The sequence below is a fragment of the Streptococcus sp. 68 genome (assembly GCF_013277415.1).
Classification (GTDB): Bacteria; Bacillota; Bacilli; order Lactobacillales; family Streptococcaceae; genus Streptococcus.
On record NZ_VMMX01000005.1, the window covers coordinates 140,291 to 167,164 of the forward strand.

The following is a 26,874-nucleotide window of genomic DNA, read 5'->3' on the forward strand; positions in this document are numbered from 1 at the left end:
ATATACATTGTTTTGAAAAACTAAATCTGTTCGCTTTTCTAGTTATAAGCTAGACTTCTTAATAATCTAATACTAATTCTTAACAATATACGCACTACCGTTAACAAATAACCTAACTATTTAACTTTTGAAACGCAAGTCCTATCGTAGTAGGTAATTCTTTACCTCTTGCTCAGATTACATTAAATCCATTCACCATTATCGTTCACTCGGTAACCATCTGGTGTTGTTGTGTTAGTTAATATAGCTCCTGAATTGTCTGCATAGTACCATTTCCCATTTACTTCAAACCAACTTGTTTGCATGATACCAGATTGATTTAGATAGTACCAAGTTCCATTGTCTTGTAACCAACCTCTTTTCATAACACCTGAGTTATTATCAAGATAATACCATAAACCACTACTTTTTGCCCATCCTGTTTGCATAGCACCTGAACTATCAAGATAATACCATAAACCACTACTTTTTACCCATCCTGTTTGCATAGCACCTGAACTATCAAGATAATACCATAAACCACTACTTTTTACCCATCCTGTTTGTATAGCGCCTGAGCTATCAAGATAATACCATGAATCACCTCTTTTCACCCATCTTGTTTGCACATTTGAGTTATTAAAAGAGTATCGAACTTCTTGATAAAGCACTCCTGTTTTTGTTTGATTTTGACTAAGGTAATTCCACCTACTTTCAAATTGCTTCCAATCAGGAGTTTTCCCTGCTATTTTTATAATTTCGTTTCTACTATCATTTTCTCGATCCTGATTTGAATATTTTTCTTTAGCATCATTTTCTTGCTTTGTGTTAACATAATTATCTGATTGATTAATATTATTATCAGCTTGTTTTAAATCTTCTATCTTTATTAACAAATCATGCATTTTAAAAAATATATCTTTAGATATATCCTGTTTTTCTCCTAACTCTTTTTGTTTTATAGTATAGTCATCCCTTAAAGCCTGTAACACTCTACGTGCTTCCTCTAATTTAATTTGTAATTCTTTTAAATTTTCAATTTTTTTCTTATCGTTAGCAACATATTTTTCTATATTTTCAACTTCTCCTGTCATTGAGTAAATATCAGAGTTTATTCTAGCCACTTCTTTTTGAAAATCTATCAATTCTCTCTCAGAAACTTCCAATTCTTCAGCAAGTTTATAATAATCCTTAAATAGCTCAATATTCTTTTCATATTCTTTTTGCAAAATTTCAAACTCTTTTTTTAATTGCATAATAATATCTTTAGCATTATTAATTTCTGATAAATTTTCCTTTTCACTTTGTTTTTTATTAGCTATATCAATCTCAAGAATTTCCTCATGTTCCTTTATATTTTTTTCAAATTCTTTTATCTTATCTTGTTTCTCCCTCATTTTTCTTTTTAAATCTTCCGGATGGTTTAAATATTGAAGCTTTTTTGATTCATCCAACAATTTTTGAAGTGCTTCTTCATTTTTTTGATAAGCATTTTGATAACTTTGTTTTTTTTCGGGAAGTATTGCTTTATCTTTTTGAATTTTTTCTTTTAATAATTCCTTTTCTTTTTCTCTTGTTTTCAAAACTTTTTCAATATTATTTTTATCCTCTATCTCTAGTTCAATTTTGAAAACTTCATTCTCTTTCGTATCTCTTTCGTTTCTAATCTCTTCGACCTACTTATTTAAAACATGAATTTCATTATTAATTTTTTCCAATTCTTTTTGAGTATTTTTCAACTCAAAATCTAATTGTTCTTTTTCTGTTTTTACAATCTCTTTTAAATGTTTTCCAGTTTCTTCAGTAGCTTGTACCACTAATGATTGATCTACCGTAAATACTAATCCTAACACCACAGTACTAGCTAATATTAGTCTTTTCTTATCCATCTATACTACCTCTTTTAACATTTTTAAAACACTCTAATTAGAATGTTTACATTTCAATTCTACCTTCCACTTTAAATCCTTGTCAAGTATTTTATATTACAATTTTCATTGATTTTTTATATCCATCCAACAACATTTATATCATAAGTTTTATACATTTCCTTAAAATCAAAAATCTACCTCTTTCTTACCTATTCTCCCTAACTGTGCTATACTTATCTTAGTACATTCTTTGAGATTGGAGCTAGTATGAAAATCCATAAAACCGTGAATCCTGTTGCCTATGAAAATACCTATTACTTGGAAGGCGAAAAACACCTCATCGTCGTCGATCCTGGCAGCCATTGGGAAGCCATTCGTCAGACAATCGAGAAGATCAACAAACCGATCTGTGCCATTCTATTGACCCATGCCCATTATGACCATATCATGAGCTTGGACTTGGTTCGTGAAACTTTTGGCAATCCTCCTGTCTATATCGCAGATAGCGAAGCCAGCTGGCTCTATACTCCTGTCGATAATCTCTCTGGACTACCTCGCCACGATGATATGGCAGATGTGGTCGCAAAACCAGCTGAACACACCTTTGTCTTTCACGAAGAATACCAACTAGAGGAATTTCGTTTCACTGTCTTGCCAACACCAGGGCATTCTATCGGTGGTGTTTCTATCGTCTTTCCGCAAGCTCATTTGGTCTTGACAGGTGATGCTCTGTTCCGTGAAACAATCGGACGGACGGATCTTCCAACTGGTAGCATGGAACAACTCCTCCATAGTATCCAGACTCAACTTTTGACCCTACCAAACTACGACGTCTATCCAGGGCATGGTCCAGCTACTACTATCGCTCACGAAAAAACTTTCAATCCTTTTTTCTAGTAAAATGATGACAATGTCTATCGCATTTTAAGTACACTATCCAGCAAATCTTTCCATTATAAAAGGCATCCTATCAAGTTTTTCACACCTGATTGGATGCCTTTTTTCTGATGACTAGATTTTTTGCATTACCAAATAATGACGCGGTCTTCTGGTGAACGCCACATTCCGTCGCCTTCTTTGACATCATAGGTTGTAAAGAAATCATCGAAGTTTGGTACTTGTACATTGACACGGAGTTTAGCTGGTGCATGTACATCGACGCTAGCCAAAAGTTTCATAAATTCTGGGCGACCTTTCATGCGCCAAATGCGACCGAAGTTGTAGAAGAATTCTTCTGCTGAGAAGTCTGGTTCTCGCTTAGCTGCTTCAAGCGCTGCTGCGATTCCTCCCAAGTCAGCCACGTTTTCTGATACAGTCAATTTACCGTTGATGGTTGCTCCATAAGAATCTTGTCCATCAAATTGGTCAATGACTTTTTGTGTTTTCTCCTTGAAGGCAGCATAGTCGCTCTCTGTCCACCAATCCTTGAGGCTACCATTTTCATCAAAGGAAGCTCCATTGGTATCAAAGGCGTGAGAAATTTCATGGGCAATAACTGCACCAATACCACCGTAGTTAGCAGAAGATGACTGATGCAAATCATAGAAAGGTGCTTGTAAAATAGCCGCTGGAAAGACAATCAGGTTCTTCTGTGGATTGTAGTAGGCATTGACCATATGAGCAGGCATGCCCCATTCCTTGTAGTCTACAGGCTGGTTCCACTTGCTCCAACTGTGCTTGATTTCCACACGCGCAAAGGCTAGAGCATTATCAAAAAGACTAGCATTTTCATCCACTACCTTGTCCTTGTAGCGTTCTGGCAATTCTTCAGGGTAACCGATATAAGGCTTGATGACATTGAGTTTGACGATGGCCTTATCACGAGTTTCAGGAGTCAGCCAGTCATTTTTAGCCAAGCGTTCCTTATAGACATCAATCATGGTTGCCACTTTTTTCTCTACATCTGCCTTAGCTTCTGGAGAGAATTTTTCATGGGCATACCAGAGACCCAAGGCTTGTTTGAAAGGACCTTGTGCTAGTTGATAAGCTGCCTTGACCTTGTCTTTGGCTTCTGGAACTCCTGAAAGCGCACGGCTATAGGCACCTGACAAGACACGGATTTCTTCTGTTAAATAGCTGGTTGAGAGATTGACAACACTCAAAATCAAGGTTGCCTTGAGGAGAGGCCAAGCTTCTTCACTATAGAATTGGTCTGCTGCTTGCCAGAAGCGTTCCTCATCTACGATAACCTTGTCTGGTACTTGTCCAAGAACGGCTTGGAAGAAATCATCCAGAGGTAGGGCAGGCGCAAATTTCTTGAAATCTTCATATGAATATGGATGGTAGAGTTTAGCATACTCTGAACTTTCTTCATTAGAAAGAACTACTGCTGCAATTCGGCGGTCCAATTCTAGTCTTTTCTCTAGCAAATCTTCAATTTCTGTATCAGAGAAATCATAAGCCTTGAGAAGATTTGCGCTAGTTTCTTTCCAAAGAGTTAAGAGCTCTTCGCGCTGAGGATGGTCTTCTGCATAGTAGGTCGTGTCTGGAAGGATCGTGCTTGGAGCGCTAGCCCACAAAACGTTGATTCTGGCATCCATAAAGTCTGGTGATACACCAAAAGGAAGGAAGTTTGGTTTTCCTGCAAGCTCAAACTCTGCTAGTCTAGCTGTAAAATCTGCAAAAGTCTCCAATTCTTGGAATTCTTTAAGAAGAGGTAAAACAGGTGTGATACCGTCAGCCTCTCTCTTGTCAAAATCACGAACTAGGCGGTGGTATTTGACAAAATTTTCTAAAATAGCATCCTCAGGCACCTCTTCTCCTGCCAACCACTTGTCTGTTGTCGCCAACATCAGGTCTTCAATTTCCTGGTCTAAATCAACAAAACCTCCCGTTTGAGACTTATCTGCTGGGATTTCAGCTGTCTGTTGCCATTCTCCATTGATTGCATCATAAAAATCATCTTGATAACGTGTCATCGTGTTCTCGCTTTCATTTGTACTTGTTTTTAGCTTAACAAAAATTGCTTGGGAATGCAATTAAAAATGAATAGATGTTTCCCATTATTTTTCAGTTATTATTTTAATTTTTTCAAAAATTAACTTGACTTAATTTTTTTTTTAATGTATATTAAGAGACAGGAGGAATATAAGTTTATGATACGTATCGAAAACCTCAGTGTCTCCTACAAAGAAACGTTGGCACTTAAGGATATTTCACTAGTGCTCCATGGACCGACAATTACAGGTATCATTGGCCCAAACGGTGCTGGAAAATCAACATTATTAAAAGGGATGCTGGGAATTATCCCACATCAAGGTCAGGCATTTCTCGATGACAAGGAAGTTAAAAAATCCTTACACCGAATTGCCTATGTCGAACAAAAAATCAATATCGACTACAACTTTCCCATCAAGGTCAAGGAATGCGTCTCGTTAGGACTCTTTCCCTCTATCCCTCTCTTTCGAAGTTTAAAGGCTAAACATTGGAAGAAAGTGAAAGAAGCCCTTGAAATCGTCGGTCTAGCTGACTACGCTGAACGGCAAATCAGTCAACTGTCTGGAGGTCAATTCCAGCGGGTCTTGATTGCCAGATGTTTGGTACAGGAAGCCGACTATATCCTCTTGGATGAACCCTTTGTTGGGATTGACTCTGTCAGTGAGGAAATCATCATGAATACGCTGAGAGATCTGAAAAAAGCTGGGAAGACGGTTCTCATCGTCCACCACGACCTCAGCAAGGTTCCCCACTACTTCGATCAAGTCTTGCTTGTTAATCGAGAAGTGATTGCCTTTGGTCCAACCAAAGAAACCTTTACCGAAACCAATCTAAAAGAAGCTTACGGTAATCGACTCTTTTTCAATGGAGGTGACCTATGATTGCAGAATTTATCGATGGATTGCAAAAATTCCATTTCCTACAAAATGCCTTGATAACAGCTATTGTCGTCGGGGTCGTAGCTGGAGCTGTGGGATGTTTCATCATTCTACGCGGGATGTCACTCATGGGAGATGCCATTTCACATGCTGTCTTACCAGGTGTAGCCCTCTCCTTTATCTTGGGCCTTGACTTCTTTATCGGAGCCATTGTCTTTGGATTGCTAGCTGCCATCATCATTACCTACATCAAGGGGAACTCGATTATCAAAAGCGATACCGCCATCGGCATTACCTTTTCTTCTTTCTTAGCCCTCGGTATCATCTTGATTAGTGTCGCTAAAAGTTCAACTGACCTTTTCCATATCCTTTTTGGTAATATCCTAGCCGTCCAAGATACGGATATGTTTATTACTATGGGTGTTGGGGCAGTCATTCTCTTGTTAATCTGGATTTTCTTCAAGCAACTCTTGATAACTTCCTTTGATGAACTCTTGGCTAAAGCCATGGGAATGCCTGTCAATTTCTATCACTACCTTCTCATGGTACTCTTGACTCTCGTGTCTGTGACAGCCATGCAAAGTGTCGGAACTATCCTGATTGTAGCCATGCTGATTACCCCAGCTGCAACTGCTTATCTGTATGCTAATAGCCTGAAAAGCATGATTTTCCTTTCCTCAACCTTTGGAGCTACTGCTTCAGTTTTGGGACTCTTTATCGGTTATAGCTTTAACGTTGCGGCAGGTTCTAGTATCGTGCTTACAGCTGCTAGTTTCTTTCTCATTAGCTTCTTTATCGCTCCAAAACAACGATATTTGAAACTAAAAAATAAACATTTGTTAAAATAAGGGGCAAAGCCCCAATAATAAATTGGAGGATCTAATGAAAAAATTAGGTACATTACTCGTTCTCTTTCTTTCCGTTATTGTTCTTGTAGCATGTGCTAGCGGAAAAAAAGATGCAGCTTCTGGTCAAAAACTAAAAGTTGTTGCTACAAACTCAATCATCGCTGATATTACTAAAAATATTGCTGGTGACAAGATTGATCTTCATAGTATCGTTCCGATTGGGCAAGACCCACACGAATACGAACCACTTCCTGAAGATGTTAAGAAAACTTCTGAGGCTGACCTCATTTTCTATAACGGTATCAACCTTGAAACAGGTGGCAATGCTTGGTTTACCAAATTGGTAGAAAATGCTAAGAAAACTGAAAACAAAGACTACTTTGCAGTCAGCGAAGGCGTTGATGTCATCTACCTTGAAGGAAAAAATGAAAAAGGTAAAGAAGACCCACACGCTTGGCTCAACCTTGAAAATGGGATTATCTTTGCTAAAAATATCGCTAAACAATTGAGCGCCAAAGATCCTAACAACAAGGAATTCTATGAAAAAAATCTCAAAGAATATACTGATAAGTTAGACAAACTTGATAAAGAAAGTAAGGATAAATTTAATAACATCCCTGCTGAAAAGAAACTCATTGTAACCAGCGAAGGAGCATTCAAATACTTCTCTAAAGCCTATGGTGTCCCAAGTGCTTACATCTGGGAAATCAACACTGAAGAAGAAGGAACACCTGAACAAATCAAGACCTTGGTTGAAAAACTTCGCCAAACAAAAGTTCCATCACTCTTTGTAGAATCAAGTGTGGATGACCGTCCAATGAAAACTGTTTCTCAAGACACAAACATCCCAATCTACGCACAAATCTTTACTGACTCTATCGCAGAACAAGGTAAAGAAGGCGACAGCTACTACAGCATGATGAAATACAACCTTGACAAGATTGCTGAAGGATTGGCAAAATAAGCCTCTTAAAAACGTCATTCTCACATGAGCTGACGTTTTTTCTATGCACACATTTCCGGTCAAATCATTGGAAAATTCTGACCGTTTCAGCTACAATGGAAGAAAAAAGATTGGAGTATCTTATGGTAACTTTTCTCGGAAATCCTGTGAGCTTTACAGGTAAACAACTACAAGTCGGCGACAAGGCGCTTGATTTTTCTCTCACTACAACAGACCTTTCTAAAAAATCTCTGGCTGATTTTGATGGCAAGAAAAAAGTCTTGAGTGTCGTGCCTTCTATCGATACAGGCATCTGCTCAACTCAAACGCGTCGTTTTAATGAAGAACTGGCTGGACTGGATAATACGGTTGTCTTGACTGTTTCAATGGACCTGCCTTTTGCCCAAAAACGTTGGTGCGGTGCTGAAGGTATTGAAAATGCCATCATGCTCTCAGACTACTTTGACCATTCTTTTGGACGTGATTATGCCCTCTTAATCAATGAGTGGCACCTATTGGCACGCGCAGTCTTTGTCCTCGATACTGACAATACGATTCGCTACGTTGAATACGTGGACAATATCAATTCTGAGCCAAACTTCGAAGCCGCAATTGCAGCTGCTAAAGCCCTATAGAAAAAATCCTCTGTCACAAAGAGTTCCCTACTCTTTGAAACGGAGGATTTTTGCTTACGAGTAAATATAATTTCAATCAGCTAAAACCAACTGCCTTACTCTACAGATTTCAAGGCTTCAAGCATATCAACCTTTCTCAGATGATAATTGACAAAGAAACCAAGCAAGGTCAAAATGATGCTTACTGCTGCCACTGGGATTACGTAGACTTCCCAGCCTACCTGCGGATAAAAGAGAATAGTCGCAGGCGAAATCATTTGAATCAAAAATTGATGTAAATAGAAACCAGATACCAAACCAAGTACGATTCCCACAAGGGACAGCACAATCGTCTCACGATAAATGTAGAGGGTGACTTCATTATTATGAAAACCGAGCACCTTGATAGTGGAGAGTTCACGGATTCTCTCAGCCACGTTGATATTGGTCAGATTGTAGAGGATAACAATAGCCAACAGAACCGACACGATAACTAAGATAGTCATAGTCTGATTGAGTGAGCTAGCGACCGAGTCAAAGAGTCGAATGGCTGAAGCATTTTGGACAACGCTGGACACCGCAGCTTGATTCATAAGCAAGCCTGCCTGCCTTTCAATACTAGGCGCACTAGAATCCTTTAGCGAAACCAGATAAGTGTTGGCTTGGGGTAGCTGTCCGTAAAGTTGCTCATAGTCAGTATGACTCATATAAATAAAATGACCAACATAGTTCTCAGCAATAGCAGCGACCTTTAGCTTCTTACCTTCAATTTCTAGAGTCTGTCCAACCTTGACACCTGCCAACTGGGCGAGTTTAGCTGTAATAACAACTCCATCTTTTAATGTCAACTCTTGCTGATGGTCTTGCAGATGGATAAAGGGAGTCAAATCCTCCTTATCTGTCATCATAAGAGTAATGGTTTGAAGACCAGCCTTACCTTTGAAATCCTTGTCTAGCGTTTTAGAATAGATTTTCTGATAAGCTTGGATATCTTGCTCTTTCAACACTTCTTCCAACTCTGCCTTGTCTTGATTGGTCGCACTAGGATTTTCAGAGACAATCATTTGATACTGTTGGATTTGTTGAAACTGTTTAGAAGGAACTCCTGCTACAGAGGATTGGATTCCCAAACCTGCAAAAAGCAGAGCTACAGAACCTGCCACACCAAAGATCGTCATCAACATCCGCTGCTTATAACGAAAGATATTGCGGGCTGTCACCTTATGAGTAAAACTGAGACGACGCCAAATAAAACCGATGCGCTCCAGTAAGATTTTAGCTCCTTTAACAGGAGGTTTAGGCAATAAAAGCTGGGCTGCTTCGTCATGAAGTTCTCTACTAGCTACCAAGTAGGCTGGTAACACACTTGCCAACCAACTCAAGACAAGAGCCAGTAAGCTATAGGTCCAATAGATCTGAATCTGGGTTTCTCCCACCACCATGCCTTTTGTAATGACACTTGAAATCACACCGGCTAGTAAATAATGGCCAAGGATACTGCCTAGAGCCGTTCCGACAGTCCCAGCTACTAGACCGTAAAGGAGAAACTTGGCAATAATATCCTTGCTACGATAGCCCAAGGCCTTAAAAATCCCTGCATGAGTTCGCTCTTCATCCACAAAACGAGTCATGGTGGTAAAGGTCACCATAGCTGCTACGGCATAAAGCACTACAGGAAAGATATTGCCCACTGCCCGAATACTGGCTGAAGCATTACTATACATGAGGTAGCCTTGACCTCCAGGCATGGTCTGACGATTATAGACTTGATACTTGGGCTCAGCCAAATCATCCAAGGCTTGCTGATGTTTTTCTAGTTTTTCCTTTTCTTGGGCTAGATTTTGTTCAGCCTGCTTTAGTCTATCCTCTTCTTTACCCAATTCCTGCTTAGCTTGGGTAAGTTGAGCACTAGCCAGCTCTCTCTGAGCTTGAGGAAGCAAGGCTAGTTGACTTTCCTGAGCCTGTAAACGAGCTTGAGCAGCTGCTAAACGACGCTGGCCTTCCTGCAGATTAGTCTCAGCCTTATCAAGGGTTTCTTTGCCTTTGTCTAGAGACTCTTGTCCTTCTTTTCTCAAGAGTTGTAGACGTGCCTTGCCATTATCAGATAGAACTTGTTCAAGTTCTTCCTGATGTTGCTTGGATTTCTGTTCATAAGCTGCTGAAAAAGCATTTAATCCTGCTAAATCTTGATATTTCAAACGAGCTATATTGTAGACTTTCTGATCAAACTGACTAGGTAAAATCACCCCATAGGCTGTCAGAGTCCCACTTCCACTTCCTGCGTAGCCCATATCTCGCTGGGAGAGGATTTCAGCTGAATCCACAAAACCAGTAATGGTATAAGTATGGTCTTTTAAAGGGGAATGACCCTCTTCTTTTTCTTTAAAACTAATCTCCTGTCCCACGCTGTATTGGCCTTGCAAATGAGTGGCCAAAGCGATTTCCTTGTCTGACTGAGGAAGTCGTCCCTCTCTTAGCTGAAAGGTTGAAATTCGCTCTGGTTTGGAGTACAGCCGAATGGCATCCTGCCCATTCTCCATAGTCACATCTGTCAAATAGCCAAACTCGACCTCTGCACCCTGAGTCTGTTCTAGTTCTTCTTGATCTGCTTGATCCAAACCATAATTAGACATAACTGCTAAATCCAAGGTTTGAGCATTTATTAAATAAGCATTAGCTGTCGCCTCCATATTGGGACTGGTTACTTTGAGACCTACTAGGGCTAGAGACCCCAACATCATCAAGGTCAAGATGGATAAAAAACGTCCCTTGGAGCCTGTGAAGGACTGAATTAAGTCCTTCCAATAAGTCTTTCGCTTGATCATACTAGTACTCCAAACTGTCGATATCCTGAGGATGCTGGTTGAGCACCACATCCTTGACACTGGCATCGTGCATATGAATCACGCGATCCGCAATGGGCGCCAAAGCTCCATTGTGAGTCACGATGATTACCGTCGCTCCCTTTTGACGAGACATGTCTTGCAGAATTTTCAAAACCTGCTTGCCCGTCTGATAATCCAAAGCGCCTGTCGGTTCATCACAAAGGAGAATTTTAGGATTTTTAGCTACTGCGCGTGCAATGGAGACTCGCTGTTGCTCCCCTCCAGAAAGCTGGGCTGGAAAATTATTGAGACGATGAGTCAGACCTACATCTGTCAAGACCTGCTCAGGATCCAAGGCATCCGTCACGATTTCTGAAGCCAACTCCACATTTTCCTTAGCGGTTAGATTGGAAACTAGATTATAAAACTGAAAAACAAACCCGACATCATTTCTACGGTAATTGGTTCTCTGGTGGGAACTATAGTCTGCAATATTGGCACCATCAATCCAGATTTCCCCTTCATCATTGGTATCCATTCCCCCAAGAAGGTTAAGAACCGTTGACTTGCCTGCACCAGACGCACCTAGAATAATAACCAATTCACCCTTCTCAATCTCAAAATTCACATCACGATTGGCCACAATCTCCGTGTCCCCAACCTGATAACGCTTGTAACAGTGTTTCATCTCAATATAAGCCATCAGACCCACCCTCTCTCAAACAAATTACTTCCTACTACCATTATAACGCTTTTTCAACTAGTTGGAAACTGCTTACATTCTCAAATCCTTATTAAAAGGCAGTCTCAAACTACTGCCTTCTAACATCTTCTTAAAAATAAAATTGAACCAGATCGCCTTCTGCTGTTGCTACCGAAATACAATCTTTCCCCATGCATTTCACCTCTGCTTTTTCTTGATTCACTTCAACCACACTCTTCTCAATATCTGGATAAGAAACTCGCAAATCTCCCGCGCTTCTTGATAAAATGGTCATCTGTAAGAGTTTTTTATCCGCCCACCTCATGCTAATTTCAAAATGTCCACGTGCCATTAAGCCTGAAACGGAACCTGTTGACCATGCATCAGGTAGGGCGGCTAGAGGCACCAGATAAGCCGTGTGAGACTGGAGCAACATTTCTGCCATGCCACTAGTAGCACCAAAATTACCATCTATCTGAAAAGGAGGATGGCTACACCAAAGATTTGGCAAGGTCGATGATTTTAACTGCTCTGCTAATAATTTATGGGCTCGATTGCCATCTCCCAAACGCGCCCAGAGATTGAGCTTATTTGCCTTGGACCAACCTGTGCCCCCATCTCCACGATCATTAAGACTAGCACGCGCGGCTTCAAGATACTCTTTTCCCTTATAGCTAAAGAGAGTTCCAGGATAGAGTCCCACCAGATGGGAAGCGTGCCGATGCTGGGCCTCCACTTTCTCATTTTGAAAATACTGTTCTTCCTCCTCATACCACTCTCTGATTCGACCAGATTGAGTGATTTGAAGAGGATTAAGCAAGTCAAACTTCTCCTTAACCTCAGTCAACAAAGCCTCATCCAGTCCCAATTCTTGAGCAGCCTGAATAAAATCATGAAATAACTGCCAAATCAGAGATTGGTCATAGGTATTGCCAATCGAAATCGGCCCATGTTCTGGCGAATAAGATGGAGAAGAGACCCAACGCTGCGCCTGCTGATCCTTATGTAAAAAGGCATTCCAAAAACGAACCGTTTCCCTCAACATGGGATAAATTTTCTCCCTGAGATAGTCTTGGTCCCTGTAAAATGAATAGGCTTCATAAACGGTTTGCATCATCCACGCATTGGCAGCTGGTGACCAACCCCAATAGTAATCCCAACCAGGTGCTGTCCAACCAAAGGGAGTCGCTTGAGTATGAACCAACCAACCATTTTCCTCCCCTTCCTGAGAGACGATTCCTGCATACCTTGCAGCCGATATGCGACCATAGACACGCAAATCATCTACATAGTTGATGACCGGAAAGGCCGTCTCTAGGAGATTGGTAACATAGGCTGGCCAATAATTCATCTGCAGATTGACATTTAAGTGATAGTCCGAATTCCAAGGAGGATTATCGACCGCATTCCAGACCCCTTGTAGGTTAGCTGGTAGAGCATCTGGGCAGTCTCTGGAAGAACTAATCAATAAATACCGTCCATACTGGAAGAACAGCTCCTCCAAAGCCTGCCCCTCTTGTGGCTTATAATTTTTTAACAAATCATCTGTAGTGGATGCGTCAACATCAGACCCCAAATCCAATTGAACACGTTGGAATAAGGCTTGGTAGTCCTCAATATGCCTTGATTTCAATTGGGCATAGCCCTTTTCTTTAGCTGTGTCCACCAAGTCTATCACCTGTTGCTCTAAATCTAGTTTCTTGCGATAATTGCTAGCAGGATTTTGGGCAAAATCCGTCTTAGCTACCAAGAAAAGATTGGCATAACTGGCTCCTGATATCTGAACCTTATCTGACCTGACTCTAATGTCTCCATCCGTTTGCCAAGCTAGATAACTAGCAAACTGCAGGTCATTATCCTTAACTCGCCCCTTCATCAAGATATGAGAATCAGTGATATCCAGCTGACATTCCTTGTAATCAGATTTTTCCTGCTCATACTTTCCATCAGAAGCCAAATCACGACTTAGCGACAGTTCTATAGTAAAATCTAGAGTTTCCAACCCTTCCTTAGTAAAGCGCTGAACCAAGAGATCATCTGGAAAACTGGCAAAGGCTTCACGTTCAAATTTCGTTCCCTTATAGACATAAGAAGTCGTCGCAAGTGCCTTACTAATATTCAGCTGTCTCTGATAGTTCGTCACCTGAGACAAAGTCGTACCTTGCTGGCTGAACTCAATGAAAATATCCCCAAAGGACAGATAGGTCCCATATTGACTCGTTTTGGGCCCGACCAGGTGCTGTTCAGCCAGTTCCTTAGCCCGATTGTAATCTCTCTTTTCCAAAGCCTGCCGAATCTCAGCTAAAAAGTTATGCTGTTCTTGAAGATTTCCACCCTGATAATCTGAACTATCAGGAAGTGGACCTCCAGACCAGAGACTTTTTTCATTGAATTGAATCCGCTCAGCCCCTATAAGCCCAAATACTTTTGCCCCTAAAGAACCATTTCCTATCGGTAAGGCCTCTTCTTCCCAGCCCTTATATGTTGTTGACGCTGGTTGCTTGTAGGCCAGTACATAATCTTGTTTTTTATTCCTTATCATACTACCATACTAACATAAAAAGCCTAGAAATCAATTCTAGACTTACAATTTTTTATTTTCCAAGGTAGTATTCAGAAACTACGTTCAATTTTTCGTCAAATTCGAATACCAATGGTGGGAAGTTAGGGATTTCCACGTCCATGATTTCGTCATCTGACAAACCTTTGATATGTTTTACAAGGGCACGGATTGAGTTACCGTGAGCTCCTACGAATACGTTTTTACCATCTTTAAGAGCTGGAGCGATTTTATCTTCCCAGAATGGAAGGGCACGTTCCAAAGTCACTTTCAAGTTTTCAGCATCTGGGATAACTGAGTCGTCAAGTGAAGCGTAACGACGGTCAGTGTGAGCTGAGTGCTCATCATCACGGTCCATGTTTGGAGGCAATACATCGTATGAACGACGCCAGATGTGAACTTGCTCATCACCAAATTGTTCAGCAGCTTCAGCTTTGTTTTTACCAGTCAAACCACCGTAGTGACGTTCGTTCAAGCGCCATGATTTTTCAACTGGAACCCACAATTGGTCAGAAGCTTCAAGAGCCAAGTTAGTTGTTTTGATCGCACGTTTCAATACTGAAGTGTAAGCTTGGTCAAATTCGATACCAGCTTCTTTGATCAATTTACCAGCGTCAATCGCTTGTTGTGTACCTTTTTCAGACAAATCAACATCAGCCCAACCAGTGAAAAGGTTAGCTTTGTTCCATTCAGACTCACCGTGGCGAGCAAAAACCAATTTTACCATTAGATGGATTCTCCTTTAAATTTTCCGAGGTTTCCCCTCGTTTATCTATTCTATTTTACACAATTTTTCACAAAAAAGCTAGTCATAACCAAAAAGGAAAGAGTTTCACACATGAAGAAACGAAACCTATCTTCATGTGCTACCCTAATTAGTAAATTTATTTTCCTCATCAAATATTGAAGTTCTAAAATCATCAGTTTGATCTAGATAAGCTTTGAAAATAGCTTTTTTAAGTTTGTAAACTTTACTACTTTCTTTTGGATATAATATTGAAGCATAATTAGTAGCATCTTCTTGCACCGCTTTTTCAATCAATGTTTTTAACTTACTAATATTATCAATAGTTACCGTCTCTTGACGTCTCCAATTAGTTGGATCTATAAAGTTAATATTTGTTAATTTATTAAATTTACTTTCTCGTTCTTTATACATTGCTTTTTTAAAATCAGCCCAAGATGAATACTGGTTATTAAATATCTTATTAAGCACTAATTTATCAGTTACCAATCCTACTTCTTTACCGTATGAATTAATTTTACTTCCATTAGCTTTCGCTTCATTTTCATATTGGTTAGAAATATATGGTACCATACCTTCTTTATATCCTTTTGCAGCTAATAGTTCAAATGCCATACGACGAGCCATTAAATCACCCGGAGTCCCTTTATCACTACTTAAGGCAGAATATATTGGCGAGAAAAGATTGATTGTGTAGTATCCATTTCGTTTATACTCACCTTCATCAATATACCCTCTTCTTGTGATTATATCGTTTTCTATTAAACTATTGAAAGAAGTTAATTTATTAAGCTCATCTAGTTTTAATCTACGAACAACATTTGTTGCGTAAACCTCATTTCCATCAGGATCAGGTTTAAATTTATTCTCAACTTTTCTCAACAGATCATATTTTTGATTGCTATCTAACTTAGCTACTGCTTCTCCTTCTAACATCTCAAGTGTATAAACTAAATCAAATAAATTGTGCATATATTTACGTAAATCTTCTGCATTATTAAATCGTTGAGTTGGATCTTTTACTTGTAGTCTATCAGCATTTTCCGCTTCATTATATTTCAACACAGAGTTTATCGTGATTGTTGCATCATTTGGATGATCAGGAGCTTGCAATAATCCTTTTGCATAAAACTCTGGTCCAAGCCCATTTCTTCTTCCATATCCTCCAAGATAAATCTCTCTATCAGAATTATGTGTCATTTCATGAGTATATGTTACCGCACCAGATTTATCAAGCATACGATAAGCCATATAGTAGAACGCATCTCCCGTAGCATATGCTCCGTGTCCATTATGAACAACATTATTCCCCGCAGGACCGAAGAAATGTTTTATTGCTGGATGATCAGTTTCAAAATCTGCTTGACTAGTATTTTTATCTTTATCATTACCAAATCTAAAAGAATCATATACCAAAATACTTCTAAACAATTTATCTTTTTCTTTCGTATCTAGTATTTTGTACCAATAATCATAATGATCTCTAAATCGTTTAGCCGCTTCTTGTGCATTATCTTCTACAAATTTGTTTAATTTTTCTCCCTCAGGATATTCAGAACTTCTATATCTATCATAAGCACCAAATCCTATAGTTGAAATATTGGCAATCATAAATATCATTTTTTCTTCTGGTAAAGTTAATAACGGTAAGACCATACTTTGATATTTCCATGATGGACTAGTTAATCTATCATAGACACCTATAGAATACTTAGTTCCTTGTTCTGATTGTTTTTTACTTACCTCTTCAATTGTAGATTTTTCTTCTACAATATGTGCTTTAGTTTGAGTTTTAAACCACTCATTGTTAGAAGTTTTTGGTAAGAATACTTTTCTATATCCTTCTAATGCTTTAAATAAACTTTCAGTTCCATAATTTTTAGATAATAATACATTGTAAGTAATTACATTATTTTTCGCTAGTAAATTGTTAAAGCCAGATTTACCTAATTCAATAACATTATCTAGAGCTGAACTATTTGATTTACCAAAGAAATCTAAATGATATAATACTAAATCTTTTGCACTTGCATTATCATATTTAAAATTATACCAGCGTTCAAGATATGTTAAACCTAGAAGTAACGCCTCTTTATTTTTCTTGATTTTCTCGATTACATAATTATCAATTATCGAATTACTATTCTCAGCGATTGCTGCATCTGCTGACAGAAGTTTCGCTAAACTATCACCTATAGCTTCTTTTGTTTTTTCAAATTGTTCATCTAGATATAATTCTGTTAAACTGATATCCTTAGAAATATCTAATACTTTTCTAATTGCATCTGATTTATATTCTACTTTATTTAATTCTGGTAATACTTCATCTAAAATATTTTTATTATTACGAAGTAATGTATTAGGTGTGTAAATTAATTTTGTACCGTTCACACCATACTCTGCTACATTTGAAAAATCACTTTGGTATTGTACATTTACCGTTTCAGATGTATTATCTGCGTAATATAGTAATAGTTTATTTATACTAGATTTATTTCCATTAATATCACTAATTACTTCTTTATCTTTCATAGGCACTACTGACAATAATTGTTTATTGTAAAGATTACTATTAGTATCTACTAAATTCCCGTACTTAACTATTGTTTCTCTATTATAGAATGGTAATAGTTTTTCTATATTTTTATAAACTTGTTCTTTTGATGAATCAGCATTTTCAAGATTTCTATAGTCAGTTACATATCTAGATGAGAAGTTGAATTCTTCAATCTTAGTATTTTTCTTAGTAACAAGTGCAGCTTTTTTCTCAAGAACTTTATTATTTTCTAATATAGTACCTCTTTGTTTTTCTGAATCTCTACTTAATACTTCATCATCTACTTGCTCTACATTAACTACCTTATTATTTTTATTACTGTATGTGTCTATTGCTTTTATACCTGTAAAATCATACCCCGTAATAGCATTACCGTTCGTAACATTAACGTCACTTAATACGTTTGTAAGATTACCAGAGTTACTTAGTTCTGAAGTATCCCTATCCCAAAGATACCCAGCTATTCCTCCAACATAACCGAAATGTTTTACATTATTAAGATTTCCTTCAGCATAACTATTTCTAATTGTTGCTTTTTTATCTACAGCTCCCGCTATACCACCAACAACCTGGTCTCCTGTATTAGCATTTGTCGCCATATCAATAGAAGAAATTGATTTATCTATTGAAGCACTAGCTCCTGAAAGTTTTCCTACTAAACCACCTATTTGATAAGTAGCTCTTGTATCATAAGTATTAGTTATTCTTCCAGTAAAACTACTATTAGAAATTGTAGAGTTAGTTACTTGTGAAGCTAATCCACCAATGCTACGTTCACCAGCAATTACACCAGATGAGTGAACATTAGTAATGTTAGTACCATTTTTCGCTTCTTTAGCTATTGTAGCAGAGTGATCTTTTGCAGAAATATTTACATCTTTTATTGAAATATCTTTTACTGTAGCACGGTTTAAAGTTCTAAATAATGGTTTTTTCAAGTTATATATAGCATAATACTTACCTTTGTTTTCACCTATTAAATTACCACTAAACTCTTTATCAATATAACTTTCTTGACCATCTTGAAGTTCTACTTCACGAGCATCCATAGTTGCCCCTAAACGAAACTCTCCAGAAGGATTACTATTCATAGCATCTACTAGATTTTTAAACGATGTATAAACTCCATTTTCACTTCTCACCATCTTAGGTAGGTAGTAAGTGTAATTGTCTAAAGTACTATTGTTTTCGTGTTGAATTAAATCGTTAGCTTGTCCTACAATTTTGTAAACATCTTGATTATCTTTTCTAACACTCTCAATACTCTTAACTGGCAACATAACATCTTTAAAGTTCTCTGATTTTATTTTCATAAAGTAATCAGTTGGAGTAGTTGGAACACTCGCAAGTGAAGTTACATGTCGATATTTATTATTTTCTACTGTAAACAATTCCACATTTGAAATATTTCTAAGTTCTAGTTTCTTGTCGACTTGTTTTTCTTCTGCTTTTGGTGCTGATTCTTCTTTTCCTGTAGATGTTCCTTCTGTTGACGCTGTTGGGTCTGATCCTACTTGTACAGCTGGTTCATCACCCTGTGGTTTTTCTGAATCTGAATTAGATGATTCTGAGTTTTCGTTCACAGTCGAAGCTTCAGTATTTTGTGAATTTGTTTCTTCTTTATTGCCTTCTGTTACTGAAGGTGATGACTCTGAATTACCTGAATCATTTGTAGCATCTACAGATGGAATAGTTGAAGTTTCTGACGTTGGTTCGGATTTATTTTCTTCTCCAGCTGGTTGTGTAGCTGGTGCCCCACCTTCAGAGACAGTTTCTGAAGCCGGCTGTTCTTCTGTAACTGTTGTATCCCCTGCAGATGAATCTTCTTCTTTCGACTCTGATTCTGATGGTACTTCTGAAGCTGGGGTTGCCGCCTCTGGCTCTTCCGCTTTTGGTGCTGTTGCTGTTTCCGTAGTTGCAAGTTCTTCAGCTTCCGATGTTGAATCTGTTTCTGCTTCTACAGCTGGCTGCGTAGCTGTTGACTCCCCTTCAGAAGCAGTTGATGAAGATTCAGTTGAAGAAACTGAATCCTCCGCTTTACCTTCTTCTCCTGATTCTTTTGGTGCTGGAGTTGCTTCTGCTATTATTCCTGGTTCTTCAGCTTCTTCCGTTGCTTCGGCTTTACCTTCTTCTCCTGCTGGTGTTGATTCCACAGTTGCAGATGTTCCTGGTTCTGCTGACTCTTCTGCTTTTGCTTCTTTTTCTGTTGCTTCTGGTGTTGTTACCGCTTCTTCTTTAGACTCAGCTGACGGTGTATTTGTTGCGCTATCTTGTTTTCCTGTCTCCTCAACAGAGGTTTCTTCTGCATTGCCTACTTCACTTGAAGTTGTAGCCTCTGTAGCTGCTTCTGTTGAAGCTGGGGTTTCTGGTTTTGATGGTGCTGGAGTTTCTTCTGCTGGTTGACTTTGTTCTCCTGAAGTTGTAGCCTCTGCCACTGGTGCTTCTGAAACTTCTGCTTTTGGTGTTGTTCCTGAAGCTTCTTCTGTTGAACCTAGAGTCGCTTCTGAACTTCCTTCCGCTGCTGGTGCACCTGTTGTAGCTACTTCTGAACCTGTTCCTGCTTCTTCAGTTTCTTTTACTTCATTTCCTGCTGTTGTTCCTGCTTCTTTTGGAGCTGGTTTCGCTGCCTCGGACTCTGTTACTTGTGGTTCCGGTGCTTCTGTTGCACCTGGTTGTTCTTCTTTATTTTCTGGAGTTGTAGGTGCTTCTGTTTTTGGTTCAGCCAATTCTGCTGACTCTGTTCCTGTTTCTCCTTCTGAAACTGTTCCTTCAGGTGTATCTTCTTTTGGAGTTGTAGGTGCTTCTGTTCCTGATTCTTCAGTTTCTTTTCCTGTTACTCCTGGAGTTACTTCTGAAGCCCCTTCTGTTCTTCCTGAAGCTCCATTTGCCACTAATTCTGTTGAATCTGGTGCTGATTCTGCTGTTCCTGTAAATGTTCCTTCAGGTGTTGATTCTGCTTCTTTAGGCTCAGCTGGTTTTTCTACCTCTGGCGCTGATTCTGTTGGTGCTGGAGACACTGGTTTTTCTGCTTTTGGCGTTGTTACAGTTGGCTCTTCTGCTTTTTGTGCTACTGGAGCTTCTGTTTCTTCTTTAACTTCTGGGCTTGTCTCTGCTGGTGCTTCTGAAGCAGGTTCTTCACCCGATTCTTCCGCTCTTTCCACTACTGGTGCTGATACAGGCTGATAGACTGAGCTATAGTTCACAGCCATTTTTTCAACTTTCTCAGTGACATCTGTTAATTCAAAGGTAACAGCTTTTGTCTCTTGGTCTTTCTTGAGCAAGACTTCGTAAGTGCGAACTTCGCCACTTGCACCACTTTCTTTGATGACAATCTTGTGTTTTGTGACTGTATCTGAAACCGTTTCAGATTCAGTAAAATACAATTCATTGTGTGGTAAGAATAAATTCTTACCTGAAGCTTGATTCATTTCTTGGAGTACATCTACCGGGATATTGCTTGCTTCGCTGATAACACTTAATGTATCTCCCCACTTAATGACATACTTAAATAAATCACCTTCTTTTTGAAGGTCAGCTTTCACTTCCTCAACTGTTCTGGCTACCCAGATACCATCTTGTTCACTGGCTGACACAGTTGGAGCTAAAAAGCCCAGACCCAATAAAATGACACCTGTCGCAACAATTGCACCAGTTCTCAATTTTCTAAAGCCACGGAGGGACAAGCTTCCTCTAACATTTGTTTGTCTCATAATGTTTATTTTTCCTCACTAGTTTAAGAAATCGCAAGAAAAACAATCTTGCGATTTTAGCATACTTACTTTCTCCTAGTATTAGCAAAACCAATTCTCATCAAACTTTAGCATCTCACAAGAGAGATTATAAACTTGGAATAACTGATTTTTATATACTAGACGCATAGAAACTTTTCAACCTTATTTCTCTTCAAATCCTTCTGCGACTGCGTCCGCAAAGTTTTCTTCTACGATACTTGCACAGTGGTCACAGATGACTGCCTGGTAGCTGCGTTCTGCTGTTGTTGGGTCGATACGACGGCAACGGTCACATACTTGGCCTGCAGCGCGTTCAACTGTAAAGGCTACATCTTCGAAGCTAACAGCAGCTTCTGGAGCTGGTCCTTCTGCAATGGTCAAGTCTGACACGATCAAGAGTTGAGCCACATTGCTGTTTACTGCTTCAAGTAGAGTTTTCACAACTTCGTTTGGATAAACTATCAAGTGTGCTTCAAGTGATTTACCGATAACTTTTGCATTACGCGCTTCTTCCAAGGCTTTTTGAGCTTGTCCACGGAAGTCCATGAAGGCAGCCCATGTATCCAAGATTTCTTCTTGATTAGCAAAAGTTTCTGCTTCTGGTAATTCTGACAATTGAACGAAGTCTTCGGCTTCAAACTCAAGGTATGACCAGATTTCTTCCGCAGTGTGAGGAAGGATTGGTGTCAAGAGTTTCGTGATTTTCACAAGAATGTCATAGAAAACAGTCTGCATTTGACGGCGTTCAAGTGATTTAGCACCTTCGATGTAGACAACATCTTTGGCAAAATCAAGGTAGAAGGCTGACAAGTCAACGTTGATAAAGTTCACTAGTGCTTTATAGATTGTCAAGAATTCAAAGTCAGCATAAGCATCACGAATTGTCTTAACAAGCTGGTTAAAGCGGATGGTCATGTACTTATCAACTGAACGAAGTTCTTCGTAAGCTACTGCATCCTCAGCTGGGTTAAAGTCAGATGTATTGGCAATCAAGAAACGAAGAGTGTTACGGATCTTGCGGTAAGTTTCAGAAACTTGGCTCAAGATATCCATAGAGATACGCACGTCGTTGCTTGAGTCTACGCTTGTTACCCAGAGACGCAAGATTTCTGCACCAAATTGTTTTTCAACATCGCTTGGAGCAATGGTATTTCCAAGAGATTTAGACATCTTCTCACCTTTACCGTCAAGAGCAAAACCTTGTGACAAGATTTGCTTGTAAGGTGCTACGCCATGGTTAGCAACAGATGTGATGAGTGATGAGTTGAACCAACCACGGTACTGGTCAGAACCTTCTAGGTAAAGGTCTGCTGGGTAAGTCAACTCAGGACGGTTTACCACAACTCCATTCCATGATGAACCTGAGTCAAACCAAACGTCCATGATATCAGTTTCTTTTTTGAACTCGCCATTTGGTGAACCTGGATGAGTAAATCCTTCTGGTAAGAGGTCTTTGGCATCACGTTCCCACCAAATGCTTGAACCATGTTCCTCAAAGAGTTGAGCTACATGCTCAATCGTTTCAGCAGTCATGATTGCTGTACCATCTTCAGCATAGAAGATAGGAAGTGGAACACCCCAAGCACGTTGACGAGAGATAACCCAGTCACCACGGTCACGAATCATGTTGTAAAGACGAACTTTACCCCATTCTGAGTGGAATTTCACTTTTTCAATTTCATCCAAGATTTCTTGGCGGAATTTAGAAACTGAAGCAAACCATTGTGGTACTGCACGCCAGATGATTGGTTTCTTAGTACGCCAGTCAAATGGGTATGAGTGAGAGATTTCTTCTTGGGCAAGAAGGAGGTTACCAAGTTTCTCGATAACAGTTGGAACTACCTTTTCATAGAATTGACCTTCAAACTCAGGACCAGCATTCTTCATCATGATACCACGTTCGTCAACAGTCACTGCGACTTCAAGACCATTAGCAATACCGACATTGTAGTCGTCCTCACCAAAACCAGGGGCTGTATGGACAATACCTGTACCAGAGTCAGTTGTAACGTGGTCACCAAGGATAACGAGCTCATCTACAGCTGTATCCCATGGGTGTTCTGTTACGATGTGGTTGAGTTCTTGACCACTGTAAGTTGCCAAGACTTGAACATCAACCCAGCCAAATTTTTCAGACAAGCTAGTCAATAATTCTGCAGCAACGACAAACTTACGAGCTTCACCAGCAGGTTGAACCAAGACATAATCAATATCCGCTCCAACAGTCAAACCACGAGAAGCTGTGATAGTAAATGGAGTAGTTGTCCAAACAACGATATAAGTATCTGTATCTAGGATACCTTTTCCGTCCTTAACCTTGTTGGCATAGTAAAGGGAAGTTGAAACCAAGTCATGGTATTCAATCTCTGCTTCAGCAAGGGCAGACTCAGATGACCAAGACCAGTAAACTGGCTTGGCACCACGGTAGATATAACCTTTATTAGCCATCTCACCAAATACACGGATTTGGGCTGCTTCATAGTCAGGAGTCAAAGTCACATATGGATTTTCCCAGTCACCAGAAACACCCAAACGTTTGAAGTCTTCGCGTTGTTTATCTACTTGAGAAAGAGCGTATTCACGGCAAAGTTTCAAGTACTCAACCAAGTCCATTTCTTTACGTTTAACACCTTGTTTTGCCAAAACTTGCTCGATTGGCAGACCATGAGTATCCCAACCTGGGATAAATGGTGCGTAAAAACCTGACATTGATTTTGAACGAACAATGATATCTTTTGAAATCTTATTCATAGCGTGTCCAACGTGAATATTTCCGTTCGCGTATGGAGGGCCATCATGCAAGGTGAAATGAGGTTTTCCTTGGTTCAATTCTTGACGACGTTGGTAAAGTTTTGCATCTTCCCATTCCTTTTGCCAAACTGGCTCTTTGGTCGGAAGGCCTGCACGCATTGGGAAAGCTGTTTTCCCAAGATTAAGGGTATCTTTGAGTTTCATGGTATCTCCTTTATAAATAATAACAAATTAAAAACCACGACTGCCAAAAAGGACGAAAATCGTGGTACCACCTTTATTCGGAAAAAGATCTAGTCTTTCTCCCTCTTATCCCGTAACGTGGGGAACGTCAAATCTTACTCCATTCAGACTTGAGTTTTTGAGAGGATAACCTTATCAATAGGGATTACAGGACTCACACCATCTCCTGCTCGCTGGAAATATAAAGATAAGATATTGTTCTCATATCATTTCTTATAAAATTGTAACAGATTCTTGCGGTGCTTCAAATCCTGGTGCTGAATCAAACGTTTCTGTAGCTGGTGTTGGAGCCGAAGGATGTACTGGAGCTACTTCTGGTTCTTCGTACATTGGACCAACTGGATGAGCAGGCTCTTCTTCCATTTGAGGACTCACTACAGGAGTTGGATTTTCCACTTCCTGTTTAGCCTGAGCTTCAAATTCAGCCAATTCTTTATTGGCTGCCTCAATACGAGCTTGTAACTCTGCCATTTCTGCTTGAGAGAACTGACGTGTCATATCAATTGGTTCTTCCTCAATTGGAGCTGGAATCGGTTCTCCAAGTACTTCACTAACCACTTCTTTAAAGGCTTCATCACTGGTTTGAAGATAAGTAGCTGTTGGACGGAGAATATCTTCCCAATCTGAAGATTCAACAATAGCTAACTGGCTCTCAATTGTAGATTTAAGACGTTGGTGGAAGACACGGCTCTTGTTCTTCAATTCTTCGGTTTCAACAGCAACTTTCTTAGCATTGTCTGTTGCTTGACGAAGAATCTCGTTTGCCTTATATTTAGCTTCTTCCAACAAGCGTTGCGCATCTTGCTCTGCTTGATGAATGATATTGTTTGAACGTTCATGTGCCGCTTGTTTCACTCGCTCAGCTGTATCCTGGGCAATCAATACAGACTGGCTCAATGAATCTTTCATTTCATCAAAGTAAGACAAACGCTCTTCTAAACTCTTAATACGCAAATCTTTATCATGATTCGCACGAACAAGATCTTCGTAATCACGAACTACAATATCTAAAAATTCATCGACTTCTTCTGGATCAAAACCTCTGAATCGAGTTCCAAAGGTCTTGTCCTTTATTTCTAATGATGTAATTGGCATTCTATTCCTCACTTACTTAATAATAACTGGACGGTTATTTTTTTCTTCTCTTTTTTTGTTTGTCCCTTATCTTGAAGCAATCTCAAGCGTCCAAATTTTCTCACACTAATCAAGTCTCCAACTTGAACAGTATAATCTGATTTGTCTACCACATGGTAATTTACTTGGACAAGTTTCTTTTCAATCAACTGGTTTGCTTGATTCCTAGATAGTTTTAAAACATTTGATAAAAGAACATCTAATCGAAAACTAGACACACATAAATCCAGCTCTCGATACTGTTCTAGCTTATCTATTTTCTCGGTGAAAGGACGTTCCTCCAGCGAAACAGGTATACGGCCAACTTTCTTTAATCCATCTTGAAAGAGAAGAAGAAACTGCTGATTAATCATAATCTGCGCCCGTTCTTCATCTACTAGGATATCTCCAAAAAGTTTCCGTTCAATCCCTAATTGATTGATGACTGTCCCTAAAATCTTAGCATGCGTTAAGTGTTCAAATTTATTGGAATACACTATTTCCTGGAGAGATATTTCAAAATCTGAAAACTCTGGCTGGAAATAATCTGGGTATAATAAAACTCGAACATACTCACTCGAGACGAATTCCCCACTACTGCTACAAGCAAGACCATAGGTTTTGGCCAAAATCTTTAATAGCTTCTCCTGATGAGGATTGATAAAAGGAGTTAAAAAAGGAGCATAGCTATCTTCTACCTTCTTTATCCATTCCATTCCCTTGTCAAGAAATGGATGATCTTCTATGGAGAAATGCTGGTAAATCCCTTTATTCATCCTATCATCGCCAGAAAACGGACTAGGTTTTCTCCTAAAAATCGAACCAAAACAATCGCAACCAAAACAGATAAATCAAGACCTGCTATCTGTAAAGGCAGGCGTTGCAAAGGAGCAAGCACTGGTTTTACCAATGCTACAATCCAACGACCTAAACTTGATTCGTAGGCACCTGGAAACCAAGACATGACAGCGAAGGCTACCAAAATCAGGGAGTAAATATCCACTGCATTATAAATCATACGAATTAAAAAAATCATTATCGTACTCTATTTCGCTTCATATCAAAGCCAAACTCACCATTTTGTTCTTCATCTGGTAAACGAATATCTTCTACATTCACAATGACATTCACTGGTGTTAACAAATACATGGTAGATGCTACCTTTTTCAGATTACCAGCTAAAACATGACAAGCTCCATCCAAATAGTCCAAACAACGACGGGCCTGCACTTCTGTCATATATTGAAAATCAATCAAAATACTTTCGTTTCCTGTCAATAAATCAACAATTTCTGTTGCATCTTCATATTTTCTAGGATAACGAACATCTATAATTACCTTCTCCGTTGCACGCTGGCTCTGGTTTGCCAATTCCTGTTGTCGTGCATGCAGTCTGGTGATATTGCTATCTTTTGCACCAGCAGACTGTGAAGGTTGATTCATTGGGAGAGCCGTTTCCTGTGAAGAATTTACTGGAGTAAACACAGGTTCATTTCCTTTTTCATAAGGAATCGTTGAATCCTCATCCTCCGTAAAATAATCTATAAATCTATCGAATCTATCTTTTAAAGACATG

At 39.3% G+C, this 26,874-nt stretch carries 17 protein-coding genes and 1 pseudogene; 5 read left to right on the forward strand and 13 right to left on the reverse strand.

Features of this window, described 5'->3' with window-relative positions:
- Window positions 1-182 precede the first annotated feature (182 nt).
- Together HT720_RS03035 and HT720_RS03040 are read right to left on the reverse strand one after the other, a co-directional pair.
- Complete coding sequence (locus HT720_RS03035) at window positions 183-1,562, reverse strand: hypothetical protein (protein WP_240156312.1); 1,380 nt, start codon at window positions 1,560-1,562, stop codon at window positions 183-185.
- 93 nt (window positions 1,563-1,655) lie between these two features.
- Window positions 1,656-1,868, reverse strand: a complete 213-nt coding sequence (locus HT720_RS03040; RefSeq protein WP_173274673.1) for a hypothetical protein — start codon at window positions 1,866-1,868, stop codon at window positions 1,656-1,658.
- Window positions 1,869-2,117: 249 nt separating this feature from the next.
- On the opposite strand from HT720_RS03040, the gene HT720_RS03045 reads away from it, so the two are divergent.
- A complete protein-coding gene (locus HT720_RS03045) occupies window positions 2,118-2,747 on the forward strand; it encodes an MBL fold metallo-hydrolase (protein ID WP_173274674.1) in 630 nt (209 codons plus the stop codon).
- 128 nt (window positions 2,748-2,875) lie between these two features.
- On the opposite strand, the gene pepO is transcribed toward HT720_RS03045, so the two are convergent.
- Window positions 2,876-4,768, reverse strand: a complete 1,893-nt coding sequence (pepO, locus tag HT720_RS03050; RefSeq protein ID WP_173274675.1) for an endopeptidase PepO — start codon at window positions 4,766-4,768, stop codon at window positions 2,876-2,878.
- A 177-nt stretch (window positions 4,769-4,945) separates the two neighbouring features.
- On the opposite strand from pepO, the gene HT720_RS03055 reads away from it, so the two are divergent.
- The 4 genes from HT720_RS03055 to tpx all read left to right on the forward strand — a co-directional run bounded on the left by HT720_RS03055 (window position 4,946) and on the right by tpx (window position 8,091).
- Window positions 4,946-5,668 carry a metal ABC transporter ATP-binding protein gene (locus HT720_RS03055; RefSeq protein WP_000619142.1) on the forward strand — a complete coding sequence of 241 codons (723 nt, stop codon included), beginning with the start codon at window positions 4,946-4,948 and terminating at the stop codon, window positions 5,666-5,668.
- Window positions 5,665-6,513, forward strand: coding sequence for a metal ABC transporter permease (locus HT720_RS03060; RefSeq protein WP_000559787.1), 849 nt, complete (start codon window positions 5,665-5,667; stop codon window positions 6,511-6,513). Before HT720_RS03055 ends, HT720_RS03060 begins: the two co-directional genes overlap by 4 nt.
- A 34-nt stretch (window positions 6,514-6,547) precedes the next feature.
- Window positions 6,548-7,477, forward strand: coding sequence for a metal ABC transporter substrate-binding lipoprotein/adhesin PsaA (gene psaA, locus HT720_RS03065; protein ID WP_173274676.1), 930 nt, complete (start codon window positions 6,548-6,550; stop codon window positions 7,475-7,477).
- 122 nt (window positions 7,478-7,599) lie between these two features.
- Window positions 7,600-8,091, forward strand: a complete 492-nt coding sequence (gene tpx / locus HT720_RS03070) for a thiol peroxidase (protein ID WP_000256026.1) — start codon at window positions 7,600-7,602, stop codon at window positions 8,089-8,091.
- A gap of 95 nt (window positions 8,092-8,186) precedes the next feature.
- Here tpx and HT720_RS03075 read toward each other — a convergent pair whose 3' ends face one another.
- The 10 genes and pseudogenes from HT720_RS03075 to HT720_RS03120 all read right to left on the reverse strand — a co-directional run bounded on the left by HT720_RS03075 (window position 8,187) and on the right by HT720_RS03120 (window position 26,873).
- Window positions 8,187-10,895 (reverse strand): ABC transporter permease, encoded by a 2,709-nt coding sequence (locus tag HT720_RS03075; RefSeq protein WP_173274677.1) that lies wholly within the window; start codon window positions 10,893-10,895, stop codon window positions 8,187-8,189.
- 1 nt (window position 10,896) lies between these two features.
- Window positions 10,897-11,598, reverse strand: a complete 702-nt coding sequence (locus tag HT720_RS03080; protein WP_172931860.1) for an ABC transporter ATP-binding protein — start codon at window positions 11,596-11,598, stop codon at window positions 10,897-10,899.
- A gap of 130 nt (window positions 11,599-11,728) precedes the next feature.
- Entirely contained in the window at window positions 11,729-14,140 is a 2,412-nt protein-coding gene (locus tag HT720_RS03085; protein WP_173274678.1) for a glycoside hydrolase family 95 protein, read from the reverse strand.
- 52 nt (window positions 14,141-14,192) lie between these two features.
- Entirely contained in the window at window positions 14,193-14,885 is a 693-nt protein-coding gene (locus tag HT720_RS03090; RefSeq protein WP_000240129.1) for a phosphoglycerate mutase, read from the reverse strand.
- Window positions 14,886-15,029: 144 nt separating this feature from the next.
- Window positions 15,030-18,931 (reverse strand): annotated as a pseudogene (locus tag HT720_RS10395) (ZmpA/ZmpB/ZmpC family metallo-endopeptidase); the annotation flags it as partial.
- Window positions 18,932-21,353: 2,422 nt separating this feature from the next.
- Window positions 21,354-24,146 carry an isoleucine--tRNA ligase gene (ileS, locus tag HT720_RS03100; RefSeq protein WP_173274679.1) on the reverse strand — a complete coding sequence of 931 codons (2,793 nt, stop codon included), beginning with the start codon at window positions 24,144-24,146 and terminating at the stop codon, window positions 21,354-21,356.
- A gap of 252 nt (window positions 24,147-24,398) precedes the next feature.
- Window positions 24,399-25,280, reverse strand: coding sequence for a DivIVA domain-containing protein (locus HT720_RS03105; protein WP_050252815.1), 882 nt, complete (start codon window positions 25,278-25,280; stop codon window positions 24,399-24,401).
- A gap of 8 nt (window positions 25,281-25,288) precedes the next feature.
- On the reverse strand, window positions 25,289-26,074 hold the full coding sequence (locus tag HT720_RS03110; RefSeq protein WP_173274680.1) for an RNA-binding protein: 786 nt from the start codon (window positions 26,072-26,074) through the stop codon (window positions 25,289-25,291).
- Entirely contained in the window at window positions 26,071-26,334 is a 264-nt protein-coding gene (locus tag HT720_RS03115; RefSeq protein ID WP_173274681.1) for a YggT family protein, read from the reverse strand. The genes HT720_RS03110 and HT720_RS03115 overlap by 4 nt, the downstream gene beginning before the upstream one ends.
- A complete protein-coding gene (locus HT720_RS03120; protein ID WP_054385286.1) occupies window positions 26,334-26,873 on the reverse strand; it encodes a cell division protein SepF in 540 nt (179 codons plus the stop codon). The genes HT720_RS03115 and HT720_RS03120 overlap by 1 nt, the downstream gene beginning before the upstream one ends.
- Between the last annotated feature and the right edge of the window lies 1 nt (window position 26,874).